The organism is Roseovarius sp. TE539, from assembly GCF_003298505.1.
Lineage (GTDB): Bacteria > Pseudomonadota > Alphaproteobacteria > Rhodobacterales > Rhodobacteraceae > Roseovarius.
Genome location: NZ_QNGB01000010.1, coordinates 115,932 through 132,494, shown reverse-complemented (window position 1 = coordinate 132,494; position 16,563 = coordinate 115,932). Strand labels below are relative to the sequence as shown.

Annotated in this window: 18 protein-coding genes; 3 read left to right on the top strand and 15 right to left on the bottom strand. The window is 62.1% G+C overall.

The genetic code is table 11. The annotated features are described in order from the left end of the window. Positions 1–199 precede the first annotated feature (199 nt). The 3 genes from DQW77_RS08645 to dgcN form a co-directional block, all read right to left on the bottom strand. Positions 200–1,060, bottom strand: coding sequence for a D-amino-acid transaminase (locus DQW77_RS08645; protein WP_113257802.1), 861 nt, complete (start codon positions 1,058–1,060; stop codon positions 200–202). A 22-nt stretch (positions 1,061–1,082) separates the two neighbouring features. Further along, positions 1,083–2,048, bottom strand: a complete 966-nt coding sequence (dgcA, locus tag DQW77_RS08640; RefSeq protein WP_113257801.1) for an N-acetyl-D-Glu racemase DgcA — start codon at positions 2,046–2,048, stop codon at positions 1,083–1,085. 66 nt (positions 2,049–2,114) lie between these two features. After that, positions 2,115–3,116 (bottom strand): N-acetyltransferase DgcN, encoded by a 1,002-nt coding sequence (gene dgcN / locus DQW77_RS08635; RefSeq protein ID WP_113257800.1) that lies wholly within the window; start codon positions 3,114–3,116, stop codon positions 2,115–2,117. Between the two features lie 322 nt (positions 3,117–3,438). Here dgcN and DQW77_RS08630 point away from each other — a divergent pair, with 322 nt between their 5' ends. Next, positions 3,439–4,398, top strand: coding sequence for an L-malyl-CoA/beta-methylmalyl-CoA lyase (locus tag DQW77_RS08630; RefSeq protein ID WP_113257799.1), 960 nt, complete (start codon positions 3,439–3,441; stop codon positions 4,396–4,398). A gap of 150 nt (positions 4,399–4,548) precedes the next feature. Here the strand turns inward: DQW77_RS08630 and DQW77_RS08625 are convergent, their stop codons facing one another. Continuing rightward, a complete protein-coding gene (locus DQW77_RS08625; protein ID WP_113257798.1) occupies positions 4,549–5,349 on the bottom strand; it encodes a phytanoyl-CoA dioxygenase family protein in 801 nt (266 codons plus the stop codon). A gap of 138 nt (positions 5,350–5,487) precedes the next feature. Between DQW77_RS08625 and DQW77_RS08620 the strand changes: the two genes are divergently transcribed. Beyond that, the gene (locus tag DQW77_RS08620) at positions 5,488–6,279 is read left to right on the top strand and encodes an ion transporter (protein WP_113257820.1); all 792 of its coding nucleotides are present in this window, start codon (positions 5,488–5,490) and stop codon (positions 6,277–6,279) included. 15 nt (positions 6,280–6,294) lie between these two features. Here the strand turns inward: DQW77_RS08620 and DQW77_RS08615 are convergent, their stop codons facing one another. From DQW77_RS08615 to mbfA, 11 genes are all read right to left on the bottom strand, one after another. Continuing rightward, positions 6,295–7,203, bottom strand: coding sequence for an alpha/beta fold hydrolase (locus DQW77_RS08615; protein WP_113257797.1), 909 nt, complete (start codon positions 7,201–7,203; stop codon positions 6,295–6,297). Beyond that, on the bottom strand, positions 7,200–8,117 hold the full coding sequence (locus DQW77_RS08610) for an ornithine cyclodeaminase family protein (protein WP_113257796.1): 918 nt from the start codon (positions 8,115–8,117) through the stop codon (positions 7,200–7,202). The genes DQW77_RS08615 and DQW77_RS08610 overlap by 4 nt, the downstream gene beginning before the upstream one ends. Next, positions 8,114–8,734: an HAD family phosphatase gene (locus tag DQW77_RS08605; protein WP_113257819.1), complete on the bottom strand. Its 621-nt coding sequence runs from the start codon at positions 8,732–8,734 to the stop codon at positions 8,114–8,116. The genes DQW77_RS08610 and DQW77_RS08605 overlap by 4 nt, the downstream gene beginning before the upstream one ends. 9 nt (positions 8,735–8,743) lie before the next feature. Continuing rightward, a complete protein-coding gene (locus DQW77_RS08600; protein WP_113257795.1) occupies positions 8,744–9,712 on the bottom strand; it encodes a DMT family transporter in 969 nt (322 codons plus the stop codon). Positions 9,713–10,100: 388 nt separating this feature from the next. Continuing rightward, positions 10,101–10,574: a YaiI/YqxD family protein gene (locus tag DQW77_RS08595; RefSeq protein WP_113257794.1), complete on the bottom strand. Its 474-nt coding sequence runs from the start codon at positions 10,572–10,574 to the stop codon at positions 10,101–10,103. A 1-nt stretch (position 10,575) separates the two neighbouring features. Then, a complete protein-coding gene (locus DQW77_RS08590; RefSeq protein WP_113257793.1) occupies positions 10,576–11,085 on the bottom strand; it encodes a hypothetical protein in 510 nt (169 codons plus the stop codon). Beyond that, a complete protein-coding gene (locus tag DQW77_RS08585; protein ID WP_147094948.1) occupies positions 11,069–11,347 on the bottom strand; it encodes a hypothetical protein in 279 nt (92 codons plus the stop codon). Before DQW77_RS08585 ends, DQW77_RS08590 begins: the two co-directional genes overlap by 17 nt. A gap of 132 nt (positions 11,348–11,479) precedes the next feature. Next, positions 11,480–12,934, bottom strand: a complete 1,455-nt coding sequence (sthA, locus tag DQW77_RS08580) for a Si-specific NAD(P)(+) transhydrogenase (RefSeq protein WP_113257791.1) — start codon at positions 12,932–12,934, stop codon at positions 11,480–11,482. A 3-nt stretch (positions 12,935–12,937) separates the two neighbouring features. Next, complete coding sequence (gene fghA / locus DQW77_RS08575) at positions 12,938–13,771, bottom strand: S-formylglutathione hydrolase (protein WP_113257790.1); 834 nt, start codon at positions 13,769–13,771, stop codon at positions 12,938–12,940. Positions 13,772–13,820: 49 nt separating this feature from the next. Further along, positions 13,821–14,753 carry an AEC family transporter gene (locus tag DQW77_RS08570; RefSeq protein ID WP_113257789.1) on the bottom strand — a complete coding sequence of 311 codons (933 nt, stop codon included), beginning with the start codon at positions 14,751–14,753 and terminating at the stop codon, positions 13,821–13,823. 66 nt (positions 14,754–14,819) lie between these two features. Next, positions 14,820–15,797, bottom strand: a complete 978-nt coding sequence (gene mbfA / locus DQW77_RS08565) for an iron exporter MbfA (RefSeq protein ID WP_113257788.1) — start codon at positions 15,795–15,797, stop codon at positions 14,820–14,822. Positions 15,798–15,940: 143 nt separating this feature from the next. On the opposite strand from mbfA, the gene DQW77_RS08560 reads away from it, so the two are divergent. Then, on the top strand, positions 15,941–16,558 hold the full coding sequence (locus DQW77_RS08560) for a TetR/AcrR family transcriptional regulator (protein WP_113257787.1): 618 nt from the start codon (positions 15,941–15,943) through the stop codon (positions 16,556–16,558). The last annotated feature ends 5 nt before the right edge of the window (positions 16,559–16,563 follow it).

Here is a 16,563-nt window from a genome sequence, read left to right as displayed (position 1 = left end):
ACCAAAGGTTCGATGATCGCCCACTGCCTGTCTGTCAAAGTCCGTCTGCTCAAGATCGCCTCCCGTTTTTGATCTTGAATCAAACGAGAACCGATTTGGGAATCCCCTAAATGCAGACGCCGCCTAGTCCAAGTTGTGCCGGGTCGGAGCCAGCCGCGCGTCTGCGGATCGTTTCCGATCAAATCCGACAACCCCCGGATCAGATCGCCGATTTCAGGCTCTCGTCAAGATAGATTTCGCGCAGGCGCGCCGCGATCGGGCCAGGTGTGCCGGACCCGACGGGCGCGCCATCAATCTCGACAACCGGGGTCACGAAGGTGCTGGCGGAGGTGACGAAAGCCTCGTCGGCCTGTTTCGCCTCATCCAGGGTGAAGGCCCGTTCCTCCACGTCCATCTGGGCTTCGCGTGCGAAGCGCAGCACGGCGGCACGGGTGATGCCATGCAGGATGTCGTTTGACAGATGCCGTGTGACGATCCGGCCGCCGCTCACGATGTAGGCATTGTTCGATGTCCCCTCGGTGACGTGCCCGTCCTCGATCATCCAGGCATCATCGGCGCCCTGCGCCTTGGCCATCATCTTGCCCATGGAAGGATAGAGAAGCTGCACAGTCTTGATGTCGCGCCGTCCCCAGCGTTGATCCGGGATGCTGATCACCTTCAGCCCTGTTCTGGCTGCCGGGCTGTTGGCAAGGCCCGGCTTGGATTGGGTGAAAAGAACGATCGTCGGCTCGGTTGTTTCAGGGTCGGGAAAGACGAAATCGCGGTCCCCGTCCGATCCGCGGGTGATCTGCAGGTAGACCATGCCTTCGTCGATTTCATTCACGCGCACCAGTTCGCGGTGGATATCCAGAAGGTCGTCGAACGCCGCGGGCTTGAGCATGTCAAGCTCGGTCAAAGACCGTTCCAGCCGCGCCAGGTGCCCATCGAAATCGATCAGCTTGCCGCCCAGCACACTCGTCACCTCGTAGACCCCGTCGGCCATCAGGAACCCGCGATCGAAGATCGACACCGTCGCCTCCGTTTCCGGGATGTAGTCACCATTCACGTAAACGGTTCTCATGGTCTTGTCTCCTTGTCGCGGCTCAGCCCCAGAGGGACGGTTCCGGCGGATGCACCCCGGCCGCATCGAATGTCAAGGCGTTCGGGCGGTCTTCGGCCAGAAGAAGCGGGCCGTCAAGATCCGTGACCATTGCGCCCTGCGCCACCAGAGTGGCCGGTGCCATGGCAAGCGAACTGCCCACCATGCAGCCGACCATGATCCCGTAACCCTCTGCCAGCGCCGCCCTTTTCAACTCCAACGCCTCGGTCAGCCCACCGGTCTTGTCCAGCTTGATGTTGACCACGTCGTACTTGCCCTCGAGGGCGGGCAGGCTCGCCCGGTCATGGCAGCTTTCATCAGCACAGACAGGCACCGGACGCGCCATGCCCAGAAGCGCATCATCCGCCGCAGCGGGGAGCGGCTGCTCCACCAGGGCCACGCCAAGACGCAGGAGATGCGGGGCAAGATCGGCATAGACCTCCGGCGACCACCCCTCATTGGCATCCACGATGATCCTCGCCTCGGGTGCCCCTGCGCGCACGGCTTCGAGCCGGGGCATATCGTCCGGCGTGCCCAGCTTGATCTTGAGCAGTGGACGATGTGCATGCTGGCGGGCCTGCTCTCGCATCCTGTCGGGGCTGTCCAGAGACAGGGTATAGGCCGTCAGCTCCGGACCCGGAGCCGGCAACCCGGCAAGTTCCCAAACGCGTTTGCCCGTCTTCTTGGCATCCATGTCCCAAAGGGCGCAATCCACCGCGTTGCGCGCCGCACCCGCGCCAAGAAGGCCATGGAGGGCCGCACGGTCCAGATCCGCCGGCAGGTCCGAGATCTGCGCGGTGACGCTGTCAAGCGTCTCGTCGTAGCGGGCATAGGGCACACATTCGCCCCGCCCCGTCACACCGCCCTCGGAGACCTGCACCGTCAGAACCTGCGCCTCGGTCCGGCTCCCGCGCGAGATGGTGAAGGCCTGCGCCAGTCTGAAAACGTCCCGCGTCACCGATATCTGCATGCGCCTTGTCCTTCTTCTCGGATGAATGCTCGACCGCACCGCGCGCAACCCGCCGGAAACGGAGCCTCAGATCCTCTGGAGCGGGTCCACGAGCTTGCCGGCGCCAAAACGGTAAGGATCGGTCGCGGGCAGGCCCATTCTTTCCTCCAGATCGGTCAAATAGTCCCGTGCCTCGTCTTCGCCCATGTGCTGGGTATTGATCGAAATACCGGTAACCTCGCAGCGGGGATTCGAAATGCGTGCCAGGGGCAGCGCAGTGTCGCGCAGTTGCTCCAGCGTCGGCAGCGCATAGTCCGGCAACCCGCGCATGTGCGTGCGGGTGGGTTCGTGGCAAAGGATCAGCGCATCGGGCTGACCACCGTGTACAAGGGCCATGGTCACACCGGAATAGGACACGTGAAACAGGCTTCCCTGTCCTTCGATCATGTCCCAGTGGTCATCGTCATTGTCAGGCGAGAGATATTCCACGGACCCGGCCATGAAATCGGCCACGACCGCATCAAGCGGGACACCGTGGCCGGTGACCAGGATACCTGTCTGCCCGGTCGCACGGAATGTCGATTTCAGCCCGCGCCTGCGCATTTCCGCATCCATCGACATGGCGGTGTACATCTTGCCGACCGAACAATCGGTGCCGACGGCGAGGCACCGCTTGCCGCTGCGCGCCTTGCCATTGGCGATCGGGTACCCGTCGGTGGCCACGCGGACATCGTGCAGGGTTCCGCCGTAGGTTTGCGATGCGGCAACGAGATCACCCTCGTCGCGTAGCAGGTTGTGCAGGCCGGAAGCCAGATCGTACCCCATCATCAATGCTTCGATGAGCACATCCTTCCAGACCTGGCTGATCACGCCACCGCGGTTGGCAACCCCGATGACCAGCGTCTTGGCACCGGCCTCGCGGGCTTGGGCAAGCGTCATGTCCGCCAGGCCCAGATCCGCACCGCATCCCGGCAGGCGTATCTGTCCAACGGCGTTTTCAGGGCGCCAGTCCCGAATCCCGATGGCAACTTTCGCCGCAAGCATATCCGGCGCGTCGCCAAGGAAAAGCAGGTATGGTGTTTCAATCATCGCGCGATCCTCCGCGTTTGAATCCGGTGGGCAGAATTGGAGATTCGCCTCGCAATTGGCACCCTTAATCTTTCAGGAAAAGAGCATTGTCGGAAACAAACTCCCACCAGATAGAAAAATGGTCGAAGATTATCCCCCAGTCTGTAAAAAGGGATGGCCGCACCTGCGGGATCTCCGGACGATCACGGCTTGTCGTGACAGGCAGGGCCGGCAGCGGCGCCGGGATGCTGCGCGTGCGAAATCACCTTGCGGAAACCAGCGCAATTTAATAGCCGTCAAGATCGGAAATCCGAAATTTCATTACTTGAAAGGTGACCTGACCATGAGCTTCCGCATTCAACCACCAGCGCCCGCACGGCCCAACCGCTGCCAGCTTTTCGGCCCGGCTTCGAACGCAAAGCTCTTCGAGAAGATGGCCGCCAGTGCCGCCGATGTCATCAACCTCGACCTGGAGGATTCGGTGTCGCCCGGTGACAAGGATGCGGCGCGCAGCAACGCTGTGGACGCCATCAATACAATCGACTGGGGCAGGAAAACGCTTTCGGTGCGCATCAACGGGCTTGATTCGCCCTTCTGGTACCGGGATGTTGTCGACCTGTTGGAACAGGGTGGTGACCGGCTCGATCAGATCATGATCCCGAAGGTCGGATGCGCCGCCGACATTTATGCGGTTGATGCACTCGTGACCTCTATCGAGGCCGCGAAAGGACGCGGAAAACCGATCAGTTTCGAAGTGATCATCGAGTCTGCCGCCGGCATTTCCCATGTCGAGGAGATCGCCGCCGCAAGCCCGCGCTTGCAGGCGATGAGCCTGGGAGCCGCGGATTTCGCCGCCTCGATGGGAATGGCCACCACCGGGATCGGCGGCACGCAGGAGAACTATTACATGCTGCAGGATGGCGCGCGGCACTGGTCGGACCCTTGGCACTGGGCAACGGCCGCGATCGTTGCCGCCTGCCGGACGCATGGTCTTTTGCCTGTCGATGGTCCGTTCGGCGATTTTTCGGATGACGAAGGCTTTCGCGCCCAGGCCCGGCGGGTGGCCACCCTCGGAATGGTGGGGAAATGGGCAATCCATCCCAAGCAGGTCGCGCTTGCCAACGAGATCTTCACGCCCTCCGAGGATGCCGTGACCGAAGCGCGCGAGATCCTCGCAGCGATGGAAGAAGCCAAGGCCAATGGCGAAGGCGCGACCGTCTACAGGGGCCGGCTGGTGGACATTGCCAGTATCAAGCAGGCCGAAGTGATCGTGAAACAGGCCGAGATGATCTCGGAAGGCTGAGCGGCAGGCGCCACCGGCGGGGCCCGTTGCGCAATCCAGCGCACCCTTTTCAGGCCACCCGCCGGCCCCGGTCGGTTGCCGGCGCGCCCTCCGGCGCCGTGGGGCATCGCCTTTCGGTCGCGGATCCGCGCAAACCGACCGGCATCCCGGTCAGGGCCGCGGCCACAGCACCGGGAACCAGTCGTCCCGCAATCTCTGTCCCGGACGCATTCCGTGACCGGGAAAAGGCGGTGACGTGCGGCCGGGCCGTTCGACAAAACGCGCGTCATCACCGACGAACCTGAGCGAAAAGGCCCGGCGCCGTGTTGTCGCGTCGTTGCCGCGAGCACCGTGCAAAGTGGCAAAATCGAAAGCAACGGCATCGCCCGGCTCCATTTCCCATTCCAGTACCCTCATGCCTTCGGCATCCGGATCGGGAACCGGAAGATACGCGTCCGGGTCGGGATAGAAACTGTCTTCTGACAACCACCGCGTCGGCAGGACCGGCTTGTCCCACCGGTGAGAACCCGCCACGCAGCGCAGGCTTGCCTCCTTCACCGGATCGACCGGGCACCAGAAGCTGACCGTCTGGCGGCCGTCGACAAAGTAGTACGGCCCGTCCTGATGCCAGGGGGTGGGCTTGGCCGTGCCGGGTTCCTTGACCAGAACGTGATCATGGAAAAGCTGTGCCGTCTCCGACAGCATCAGGTCCGCCGCCACCTGAGCGACACCCGAGTCCCTGATCACCTCCGAGAATTCCGGGATGCGCTGCCAATTGCAGTAATCATCGAAAAAGCGTCCGGCCTCGCCCTCTTTCAGGTTTTCCGCGGCATATGGGCCCGGATCAGCCATGTTGCGCGCTATGCCGGCGCGCAGGGCCTCCACGTGATCGACGAACAGCCCCTTGATCAGGACCGCACCGTCGGCCTGATATGCTTCGACCTGTTCCTGCGTGATTGTTTGTTCGCTCATTTGCATTATCCCAACCGGCCTGATTCCCGCCGCCCCGCGGATCGCCGGGCGGCCCCCCGATCAGTACAAAATCCGCATCACCTTGCAAGCGTGGTGCAGACACTCATATATCCCGCAACCAATCAGCGCGGGGACAGGATGACATTACGCCGGAAAATCGACGCTTTTCTTGACAGGTCCATAATCCGTAACGGGATCATCGGGGTGATCATCTTCAACGCGATCATCCTCGGGATGGAAACCTCGGATGACCTTATGGCGCAGGCCGGTTGGCTCATACTGGCCCTTGATCGCCTATGCCTGACGATCTTCGTGACCGAGATCGCGGCCAAGATGTTTGCCCGCGGCGGGCGATTTTTTCGCGATGGCTGGAACGTCTTCGATTTCGTCATCGTGGCGGTTTCCCTGGCCCCCGCAGGCCAGGGGCTTTCGGCACTTAGGGCGCTGCGCATATTGCGTGTTCTGCGGGTCATTTCGGCGGCACCGCGCCTGCGGCGTGTGGTCGAAGGTTTCATCACTGCCCTGCCCGGCATGGGATCGGTATTCCTTTTGATGGGGCTCATATTCTATATCGGCGCGGTGATTGCCACCAAGCTGTTCGGTGCAGCCTTTCCCGAATGGTTCGGCACTCTGGGCCGGTCCGCCTATACCCTTTTCCAGATCATGACGCTCGAAAGCTGGTCCATGGGGATCGTTCGGCCGGTGATGAACGAATATCCGTATGCGTGGATCTTCTTCGTTCCGTTCATCATGATCACGACATTCGCGGTCGTGAACCTGCTGGTCGGCCTGATCGTGAATTCAATGCAGGACGCGCATCATGAAGAGGATGCCGCCAACACGGACGCCTATCGCGACGACGTGATCACGCGGCTCAACGCGATAGACGCCCGGCTTGAGGCGATGTCACGGGAAAAATCCGGAGATTGACGGCCCGGTGCCGGGTCACTCCGCTTCGAGCGCCGAAAGCACCTCGTCGGGATGTGTATAGGCCAGTGCGTGCCCGGCGCCTTCGATGACCGCATGCCGTGCATCGGGATTCCATTCCCGCAGCGTGGCCTTTCCCGCAATCGGTATCACGTCGTCCTCGCCCCCCCAGACCGCAAGCACCGGAACGGCAGCAGCGCAAACCTTGCGATGACTGTCGGCCATGGGTTCGTCAAGGATACCGCGCATTGACGCAAGGACCGCGGGGATGAAACCGCGGTAACGAAGCTCGGCCTGCTGAAGATCCACGATCCCCTCGACACGGCTCTCCAGGGTCCGCTCGGCATCGGTCGCGCGCCTGTAGGACCGCGCATAGACCAGATGCATCAGCCATGATCCGAAAATGCCAAGCTGCGCCATCAACCGCGCCGCCGGCCCCAGATCATGGCCTATGCCCGCCGGCGCCAGCAGAACCAGCTGACGAACGCGATCCGGATGCCGCGCGGTGAAAGAGGCGGCAATCGCGCCTCCCATGGAATAACCCAGGAGTGTGAACTCCCCCGTCACCTCCTGCGAGGCAAGCAACTCCTCAAGCTGACCGACAAAGAAATCCGCATCCTGCATGCCGCGTGGCCGGTCCGAATGGCCGCGGCCATACAGATCGTAGACCAAAACCCGGAAGCCCTTTGCCGCCAATCCCTCGGCTATCGGGGTCCACACGAAAGCGGGTGTCGTCAAGCCATGGACACAAACCCCGACCGGCCCATCCTCAGGCCCCAGCCAACGGAAATGTGTCAACCCCCGTGACAGATTGGCGAAACGCCCCGGCGCAGACTGACGCGCGCCACCCGCCATGCGTGGCCGCCACCATTCGCGCAGGAAGGGCACCACGGCCACAGCCGCAAGGACTGCAAGTAACCATTTCATGCACTGCCATGCCAGGCATCGAGGATGTAGCGGCTGCTCATCAGGTCCAGATGCGCCCCGCCGCCATTCTTGAAAAGCGTGATCTCCTGATCGGTCTTGCGCCCGAAACGCGCCGGTTCATAAAATTCCGCCTGCACATCCTCGCGCCGGATGGCGCCAGCCTCCAGCGGGATCTTCAACTCGCCGATATGACCGAGTGTCGTGTCATAGCTGTCCACGAAGATGCGCCCCCGGCCAAGCGCCTCGTCATCGGCTTCGCGCATGTCGGGGCGGAAGGCTCCGATCAGATCCACATGCTGCCCGGGCTGAAGCCATCGGCCCTTGAGAAGCGGCTCGGTCGACATCGTTGCCGAGGTCACGATATCCGCCTCCCGCACCGCCGTTTCCAGGTCATCGGCCACCCGCAGGCCCGGGCATTCCACGGCCATCGCCTCGGCGTTCGCGCGGGTCCGGTTCCAGACCCGGAAACGCGCATCCGGAAAGGCCGTACGATACGCCTGCCAGAGTGACCGGCCAACCGTGCCAGCGCCCACGATAAGAATGGTCTCACTGTCCTTGCGGGCCAGTTTCGTGGCGGCGAAAAGGCTGTCCCCGGCGGTTTTCCACTTGGTCACCAGATGGAAATCGACAATCGCTTCCAGCGTGCCGTCGCTGTCGGAAAACAGGGAAACCCCGCCATTGATCATCGGCGTGCCGCGATCCGGATTGCCGGGAAAGATCGTGGCCGATTTCACGGCCAGTCCCATGCCGTCGATCCACGCCGCCCGGGACAGCAGGGTATCGGGATCGCGATAGAGGAAGGTATCGCCGATTTCGGCCTTGGGCATCCGGTGCCCTTTTTCGAACGCTGCGCAAAGGTCCAGCCAATCGAGTTTCGCCTCGCCCTCCTCGAAGGGAATGATGGTCACGCTCATTTGGCGTCCTCCTTTGTCAACAACCCTGTCCGGACCAGAGTGTGCGCCCAGCCGTCCGGCCCGTCAAACAGGTGCCCCTGCCAACCCCGGGCCTTCGCTGCGGCGATGTTGTCAGCGCGATCATCGGCGAACAGAAGCCGCCCCGGTGCAGCCCCGCAATCGGCTTCCAGCCGCGCATAGATCGCCGGGTCCGGCTTCGTGATCCCGAGGCGCCCGGAAACGTAAAGCCGGTCGAACTCGGTCAGGAACGAATAGGTTTCCTGCGCATACTCGAAATTGCGCACCCCGAAATTCGTCAGCGCGTAAACGGGCACACCTCGCGCCCGGAGGGCCCGCAGCAACCGGACGGATCCCGGAATTTCGGGGCTTGCAAGTTCGATCCAGTCATCATGCCACAACATGATCTCTTCGCGCCAGGCCGGGTGGCCGTCGGCGGTGGCCTGGATCGTTTCACGAAAATCCCCTCCACGATCCACCGCTTCGTTCATGCCGTGCAGATCCACCTGCGAAAACAGCGCGCGGCGTCGTTCCGGCCCGATGACACGGTCATAATACCGCTCGGGATTCCATTCGATCAGGACGTTCCCGATATCGAAAACCACCGCGTCGATAGTCATCGCATCCATTCACCTCCGGTAATTGGGCGCATCCAGCGCCGGCGCGGTATCAGGGCGGGTTTCGCGCCAGAGCAGGTAAAGCCCCGATCCGATGATCAGCACGATACCAATCCACGCGGTCGGGTCGGGCCATGTCCCGAACACCGTGACACCCCAGAAGATCGCCATTGGCATCGCCACGTATTCGAATGGTGCCGCGAAGGCCGCCTCACTGATTCGGTAAGCCTGGCTGATGAAGAAGCCGCCGAACGCGATGGACACCCCAAGGACGGTCAGCAGGGCCAGATCGCCGCGCTCGGGCACGATCCAGGCCCGCAGCAGGAACTCCAGCGAGGCATCACCGGTTCCCGCAAGTTGCCCGCCTCCCACGGCGAGGCCGAAAACGATACTGACGAGGATGAAGGTGACCTGGATGTAGAAGGCCATGGTGGCGGCGCTTTCGGTCCCCCCGATCCGTCGCGTCATCATGTGCAACGCCGCATAAAGAACCGCGGCGACCATGGGCAGGAGAGAAGCCGCCTGGAACGCCGAAGTTCCCGGTTTGACGATCACCAGAACACCGACGAACCCCACGGCGATGGCCGCCCATCGGCGCGGGCCCACCTTTTCGCCGAGGAAAACGACCGAGAAGACCGAGATGACCAGCGGCGACACGAAGAAGATCGCCACCGCATCCGCGATCGGCATCGCCGCAAGCCCGAGAAACAGGCACATGTTTGCCATCACGACGCAGAACCCGCGCAGAATGTGCATCACCGGCCGTCGCGTGTGCAGAACACTCAGCCCGCCGCTGAGCGGCATGATCACCGCCGCGAAGACCGCGATTCCGATGACCGAGCGCATCAGGATGACCTGGTGAAGGGCATAGCGATCACTGAGGAACTTGATGCCAACATCGTTGATGGAAAAGCAAACCATCGCCACCACCGCGCACAGCGCGCCGGCCAGATTGGATCGCTGGACCGAAGCGGTTGACATGAAAGACCCCTGAAATCGAGTAAGGCAGAGCCGTGACGGCACGCGCTCAGGAAAGGGCACGGGCCCGGTTTTGTAAAGCCCCGGTCGGACGAATGCGGTTCACGGTAGCGGGGCCGCCACCATCTCTCTCAGGCGGCGGTCATCGGTCCCGCAGAGCCGCCGACGACCTGAAGGCGGGGGTCGGCCCGCAGGTTTTCGCGCCCCTCACCGGTTTGAAGCGTAAGACAGAGAGTTAAGCCCGGCAGATCCACCCCGTAGATTGAAGATCAGGTCCGTTTTCACGTCTTCATGACACGGGAACCGGACAGTCCCGGCCAGCACCGATTGCGTGATTCCCACCTCCGTTCCGGCATAGTCCACCATGGGCGTCTGGCCGGGCCCCGGGCATTCATCCCGCACGCCGAACCGCGCGCTCCAGCGCATCCAGGAACCTTGACCGGTCAGCCCGGGAAAAACCGCGGCCGCCACCCTGCCGGAACGGATCGGCCGCGCGCAGATCCGTCATCAGGTCCCGCATGGCGAGCACATTGCCGATATTCACCGCCGTCAACGCCTCGCCATCGTGCTTGAGAACCTGCGCTCCGGCCTCCACGCACCTGGCCGCGAGGAGGATATCGCCGGTCACCACCACGTCACGCGAACCGGCCCGTTCCGCGATCCACAGGTCGGCTGCATCCGGCCCCTCTGGCACGATCACCGTTTCCACCAGCGGGTTGCGCGATGGGCGCAGACCGCCATTGGAGACCATGTACATACGATGCCCGTGTCGCGTGCCAACCTTCTCGACCTCGGCCTTGACCGGGCAAGCATCGGCATCGACGTAGATCACAGAGGATACTGCACCATTTCGTGGAATTCCCATCCTAAGCCTGTTTTCGTGCCTTCTGCGCGCCGGGGCTGGTGATCAAGACCCAAGCGGCAAAGGCACGCCTGTCGCGCATCGACACACCTTGGAGCGCGGCGACAGCCGCTTCCGCCAAGCCAAGTGTTTTCAGAGCGTCTTCCTTCGAAAAACGAGCGGTCGGGTCGTAGTCAGCGCGTTCCCGATCTGTGAGCAATTGCTGAAAGGAATCTGTGAAGTCCTTGATTTCCTGAGGGAACGCAACCTTGTGGGCCCTCTGGCACGCTTGGAGGCACTCACCGTGCGCCAATCCGCGATAGACCTCGACCCAGGCCTTGTTGGATCGCTTCGCCGGCTGCGTCCCCAGCAGACCGTCAGCACACAAACGTGCCAGCGCATGGAACATCGCATAGTAGCTGCTGCTGATGCTGCGCCGCAGGCCCGCCTGATCCGGCTTCTGCCGTCGCGGTATCAATTGCCGTGCGGTTTTCAGAAAACCGTCGGCAAGTTTCGGATCAGGCCGCGGCGCCATGTCGGATTTCCGACTGCAGGATCGGGAAGTAATCGTCCCATTCGTCTCCCAACGCAGTTCGAACCTTGTCTGTGAGGCCGAAGAACCGCCTGCCGATCAATTCCGGGTCTGCATCGGTCTCTATGGTGAATACAAGCCTTATTTCCTCCTCGTTCTCGAGGATTTCGATGGACTCCAGCCGTACATCCTTAACAACACCTTCATCGAAGCGGTCGATAATCGCTTGCTTGACACGTTCCTTCAGTTCTTTGTCCAATTTCATCTTCTGCCTCCCGTTGATCATCATACTGCACAATGACAACCTATTGTGCGAGGATCGTGCGCAACCACTCCTAAAATTTATATAAGTGCTGAGTCGCCGATGTCACATATTGTACGACCGTGGATGTGAGCTTCACTTCGCACGCGCAGATGTCGCAGGGGACTTGTCTGCCTCATCGCGCCTCACCTTGTATTCCTCCGGGATGGGCATGCGGTTGAAGGCGTCGAGACCGGCGATCTTGTAAGCCTCGGCCAGCGTAGGATAATTGAAGGTGTTCTGTACAAAGTAGTCCACGGTTCCCTTCAGATTGAGCACCGCCTGCGCGATGTGGATGAGCTCCGTCGCGCCCTCGCCGACGATCTGCACGCCAAGCACGCGGCGGGTCTTGAGCGAGAAGAGCATTTTCAGCATTCCGTGTTCCAGCCCCATGATATGCCCGCGGGAGGTTTCGCGGAAACGCGCGACGCCCACCTCGTAGGGAATTCCACGCTCCTGCATCTCCTCTTCGGACATGCCGCAGGTGGAAATCTCGGGCACCGAATAAATTCCGTAGGGAAACCAGGGGCTTTCCGGCAGGGTCGGGGTGTCAAGCGCGTGGCAGGCCGCCACCCGCCCCTGCTGGATCGAAGTCGAGGCCAGGGAAGGATGCCCGATCACGTCGCCGGCCGCGTAGATATGGGGCACGCCGGTCTGGTAGGTCTTGCGATCCACGTCTAGCCGCCCGCGATGATCGGTTTGCAGCCCTGCCGCCGCAACGTTCAGCGTTCCCGTGGCGCCCATCCGCCCGGCCGCGAACAGGAGCATCTCGGCCCGCACATGGCGGCCGTTGGCCATCGAAACCTCGACATGCGTCCCGGCATCCTCGACCTTGTCGATCGCGGCGCCAAGACGAAGGTCCACCCCGTTCTCGCGGATCTGGTGGGTGAATTCCTGAATAACCGTCCGGTCGATGAAATCGAGGAAACTGTCACGCGGTTCGATCAGCGTCACGCGGACATCGAGGGCCGAGAACATCGTGGCGTATTCCACCCCGATCACGCCCGCCCCGACAACGATCAGGCTGCGCGGGATCTGCCCGAGCTCCAGGAACTCGTCACTGTCCACGATGGTGGTGCCATTGAACGGGACGGTATCGGGCCGGTAGGTGCGGGTGCCGGTGGAAATCAGGAACCGGTCTGCGGTCAGCCGGGTCACCTCGCCGGCCTCTGTCGCCACCTCGATCTCGTTCGGGCCAGTGAACCGCGCCAGGCCATTGAGCGTTTCGACATGGTTTCGGTTGAACTGGTGTTCCAGGACATCGACCTCGTAATCCAGCGTCTTGTGCAGACGCACCTTGAGGTCGTCGGCATCTATATCCTGCTTCACGCGATAGGAACGTCCATAAAAGCTTCGTTCGCGCCAGCCCGAGAGGTTGAGCACAGTCTCTCTCAGGGTCTTGGACGGGATCGTGCCGGTATGCACCGAAACACCACCCAGACGGTCCTTGCGGTCGATGACCAGAACCCGCCGCTTGAGCTTACCCGCCTGAATGGCCGCGGACCGGCCCGCCGGACCGGACCCGATGATGATCAGGTCGAAATGGCTCATGATCTACCCCGCATAAAGCGCCTCGGCATGGAAGGTCACGTGATCCTCCATGAAGCTGGATATGAAGAAATAGCTGTGATCATAGCCAGGTTGCATCCTGAGCGTGGCCGGTTGCCGCCGCTCCGCGACCGCGTGAAAAAGGGCCTCGCTGCGCAACAGGTCCAGGAACTGGTCATTGGTTCCGGTATCAACGAGGACCGGACCGTCGAAGCCGCGGTCGCGCATCAGGAGGCTGGCGTCATGGGCGGCCCAGCCGGCTTCTTCATCCCCCAAATAGGCCGAGAACTGCTTGCGGCCCCAGTCGCTCTCGACGGGGTTGCAGATCGGCGCAAAGGCCGAGACGGACCGGTAACGGCCGGCGAGGGTCATCGCGAGGGTCAGTGCGCCGTGCCCGCCCATCGAATGCCCGGTGATCGCCTGGCGCTCCTCGTCCACCGCGAAGTTGCGCATGACCAGCTTCGGCAGATCCTCGGCGATATAGTCCCACATCCGGAAATGCGGCGCCCATGGTGCTTGCGTCGCGTTCACGTAGAACCCCGCACCCTTGCCCAGATCGAACGCATCATCATCTGCCACGCCCTCACCGCGCGGGCTGGTATCGGGAAAGACCAGCGCGATCCCCTGCTCGGCCGCCCAGCCCTGTGCACCTGCCTTGACCATCGCGTTCTCATGGGTGCAGGTCAGACCCGACAGGTACCAGAGAACCGGCACCGGTCCGTCCTTCGCCTCCTGCGGGAGGAAAAGGCCGAAGGTCATCTCACAGCCCGTTGCATCCGACATGTGGCGATAAACGCCCTGAACGCCGCCGAAACAGGCGTTTTCCGATACTGTTTCCATCCGTTCTTCCTTTTCCCACCAAGGTCCCGTGCACCGCTCGGCGCACAGTTCAATACAATTCGTTCACCCAGCCGATCACAAGCGACACTGTAACGACTGCCGCCACCGTTGAAATCAGAATCGACGCCGAAACCCGCTGCGGCGCGACACCGTAATGCTGCGCGAGGATATAGACATTCCCGGCAACCGGCAGCGCCGCGGCAGCGATCATCACCGCGGCCGGATAAGGCGCGACCGGGAACAGAATCAGCGCTGAAAGAGCCACGAAAGAAGGATGCAGAACCAGCTTGCAAACCGCAAGCCAGCCCGCGATCACGGGGCGCTCGGCCGATTTTCCCGCCAGCGAAGCCCCGATGGCAAAAAGCGCGCCGGGCGTGGCCGCGCCCCCCAGAAGCGACAGGAAATCATTCATCGGCCCGGGGATCGGCAAACGCAGCCCCGACCACGCCAACCCGAGCACGATCGACACGATCATCGGGTTGCGCAAGAGCCCCATACCCACGGTCCCGAGGATACGCACCGACATGCGTCCGTCCCGCGCACCCGTGATCAGGATCACGATCAGGGACCCGAACACGATCAGGTCAACCGCAAGCACCAGCATCACCGGCCCGATCGCTGCCTCGCCCATCAGCAGGACCAGCATCGGCACGCCAAGGAAGCCGACATTGCCGATGACCGCGCATTGGGCTTCCACGGCTGCCTCCTCGAGACTGGCCCCGCGCAGGAACGACACCATTGTCGCCAGCGCATAGACGGCCGCGGTTGCCCAGAGATAGGCCAGCACGAAACGCAGATCGAAGACTTCGGCAAGGGAAAGATTGGCGGCGAAACGAAAAAGCATCGCCGAAAGGGCGAAGTAGAACACGAACCTGGTCAACCAGGCTGTGGCCTCGGCCGTAAAGAAACCAGTCGCCGCAGCGCCGTATCCGAGCCCGATTATCAGGAAGAACGGCAATGTTTGCAGGAAGATATCGAGCATGGAGGCGTCATAGCATGCGGGCCTCCGGGGTCAATCTCAACCGCGATTGCAAGCCCCGCAGCGAGACTACCCGCTGCCGATCAAAACACCCGCCGCAAAAACAAGCGCCCCGCCCAGGACCACCTGGAAGGCTGCACGGAAAAAGGGCGTTTCCATGTAGCGATTCTGGATCCAGGCGATTGCCCAGAGTTCAACGAACACGACCGCGATGGCAATCATCGTCGCGGTCCAGAAATCCGGTATCAGGTAGGGCAGGGCATGCCCGAGTCCGCCCACCGTGGTCATTATACCGCTGGCCAGCCCGCGCTTGAAAGGACTGCCACGGCCGGAAATCTCTCCGTCATCGCTCGCCGCCTCGGTGAAGCCCATGGAAATGCCGGCGCCGACCGATGCCGCCAATCCGACCAGGAACGTCGTCCAGGTATCCTGTGTTGCGAATGCGGTGGCGAATATCGGGGCCAATGTGCTTACCGATCCATCCATCAGCCCTGCAAGACCGGGCTGTACCCAGGTCAGCACGAACTGACGCTTCGATGTTTCCGCCTCGCTATCACGCGCTGTGCCGGCGAGATTTTCCTGCTCCAGCTCTCCGGCCCTGTCCTGATGGCCCGCCTCGGCCGCGGCCAGATCACCCAGAAGCTTGCGGGTTGCGCTGTCCCGCGTCTTCTGCGCTGCCCGCAGGTAAAAGCGCTCCGCGTCGCTTTCCATCGCCGCGGCTTCCTCGCGGATACGCTCGATGCCCAGGTTCTCGACCAGCCAAACCGGCCGCCGAGCATAGAAACCGGCCACATGCTCGCGCCGGACCAGGGGAATCACCTTGCCGAAACGGGCTTCGTGAAGCGCGATCAGGCTCCTGCGGTGCGCGTCCTCTTCTGCGGCCATGCCATCGAACATCCTGGCGCTGTCGGGATAATCCGGGCGCAGCATCTCGGCATAGGACCGGTAGATACGGGCATCGTCCTCCTCGGACGAGATGGCGAGGGCCAGAATTTCCTGCTCGGTCAGGTCTGAAAACCTGCGCCGTCCAAGGACACCGGGAATCATGGGAACTCCGGAAAAGTTTAGAACTATTCTAAATTAACCGGCTCAGCCCGGAATGCAACCGCAATTCTCCGGCTCCGCTCCGATGTGCTTGCGGGCGCCCACCCTGCCCGCCTAGACTGCGCCGGCCTGACCGGAGGACACAAATGACGGCCCACACCGGCACGATCAAGAAGGGACGCAAGTTCGATCAGGTGCTCGACGGGGCCCGGGAAGTGTTCATGCGCGACGGATTCGAAGGCGCCAGCGTTGATGACATCGCCCGCGCCGCCGGGGTATCGAAGGCCACGCTCTACAGCTATTTCCCCGACAAACGGCTGCTGTTTTCCGAAATCGCCCGCATCGAATGCAACCGCCAGGCACAAAACGCCCTCGATACGATCGACGCCAACGCCCCGGTCGAGACGGTATTGCGGGCCGCCGCCGACAGGTTGGTACGGTTCTTCCTGTCCGATTTCGGACTGCAGGTCTACCGCATCTGTGTTGCCGAGTCGCATCGTTTTCCGGATCTCGGAAGTCGTTTCTACGCCTCCGGACCCGCCCTCTTGCGCGAGCGTTTGTCCCAGCTTCTGTCCGCGTATGTGGCCAGAAACGAGTTGACCATCCCGGACATGGATCTCGCTTGCAGCCAGTTCGGAGAGCTATGCAAGAGCGATCTTTTCGTGCGCCGCCTCTGCGGGATGGACACGAAGTTTTCGGACGAGGATATCAGCCGTGTGGTCGAGGGTGTTGTAGAGATGTTTCTTGCCCGCTACCGCAGTTGAACGTC

What these genes read in the sequence shown, in the direction of transcription:
- DQW77_RS08600 (WP_113257795.1), bottom strand. Translation starts at nt 9,712, where the DNA reads ATGTCAACCGCTTCGGTCCAGCGATCCAATCTGGCCGGCGCGCTGTGC.
- dgcA (WP_113257801.1), bottom strand. Translation starts at nt 2,048, where the DNA reads ATGCAGATATCGGTGACGCGGGACGTTTTCAGACTGGCGCAGGCCTTC.
- DQW77_RS08595 (WP_113257794.1), bottom strand. Translation starts at nt 10,574, where the DNA reads ATGGGAATTCCACGAAATGGTGCAGTATCCTCTGTGATCTACGTCGAT.
- DQW77_RS08630 (WP_113257799.1), top strand. Translation starts at nt 3,439, where the DNA reads ATGAGCTTCCGCATTCAACCACCAGCGCCCGCACGGCCCAACCGCTGC.
- sthA (WP_113257791.1), bottom strand. Translation starts at nt 12,934, where the DNA reads ATGAGCCATTTCGACCTGATCATCATCGGGTCCGGTCCGGCGGGCCGG.
- fghA (WP_113257790.1), bottom strand. Translation starts at nt 13,771, where the DNA reads ATGGAAACAGTATCGGAAAACGCCTGTTTCGGCGGCGTTCAGGGCGTT.
- DQW77_RS08605 (WP_113257819.1), bottom strand. Translation starts at nt 8,734, where the DNA reads ATGACTATCGACGCGGTGGTTTTCGATATCGGGAACGTCCTGATCGAA.
- DQW77_RS08585 (WP_147094948.1), bottom strand. Translation starts at nt 11,347, where the DNA reads ATGAAATTGGACAAAGAACTGAAGGAACGTGTCAAGCAAGCGATTATC.
- DQW77_RS08590 (WP_113257793.1), bottom strand. Translation starts at nt 11,085, where the DNA reads ATGGCGCCGCGGCCTGATCCGAAACTTGCCGACGGTTTTCTGAAAACC.
- DQW77_RS08625 (WP_113257798.1), bottom strand. Translation starts at nt 5,349, where the DNA reads ATGAGCGAACAAACAATCACGCAGGAACAGGTCGAAGCATATCAGGCC.
- DQW77_RS08560 (WP_113257787.1), top strand. Translation starts at nt 15,941, where the DNA reads ATGACGGCCCACACCGGCACGATCAAGAAGGGACGCAAGTTCGATCAG.
- DQW77_RS08615 (WP_113257797.1), bottom strand. Translation starts at nt 7,203, where the DNA reads ATGAAATGGTTACTTGCAGTCCTTGCGGCTGTGGCCGTGGTGCCCTTC.
- DQW77_RS08620 (WP_113257820.1), top strand. Translation starts at nt 5,488, where the DNA reads ATGACATTACGCCGGAAAATCGACGCTTTTCTTGACAGGTCCATAATC.
- mbfA (WP_113257788.1), bottom strand. Translation starts at nt 15,797, where the DNA reads ATGATTCCCGGTGTCCTTGGACGGCGCAGGTTTTCAGACCTGACCGAG.
- dgcN (WP_113257800.1), bottom strand. Translation starts at nt 3,116, where the DNA reads ATGATTGAAACACCATACCTGCTTTTCCTTGGCGACGCGCCGGATATG.
- DQW77_RS08610 (WP_113257796.1), bottom strand. Translation starts at nt 8,117, where the DNA reads ATGAGCGTGACCATCATTCCCTTCGAGGAGGGCGAGGCGAAACTCGAT.
- DQW77_RS08570 (WP_113257789.1), bottom strand. Translation starts at nt 14,753, where the DNA reads ATGCTCGATATCTTCCTGCAAACATTGCCGTTCTTCCTGATAATCGGG.
- DQW77_RS08645 (WP_113257802.1), bottom strand. Translation starts at nt 1,060, where the DNA reads ATGAGAACCGTTTACGTGAATGGTGACTACATCCCGGAAACGGAGGCG.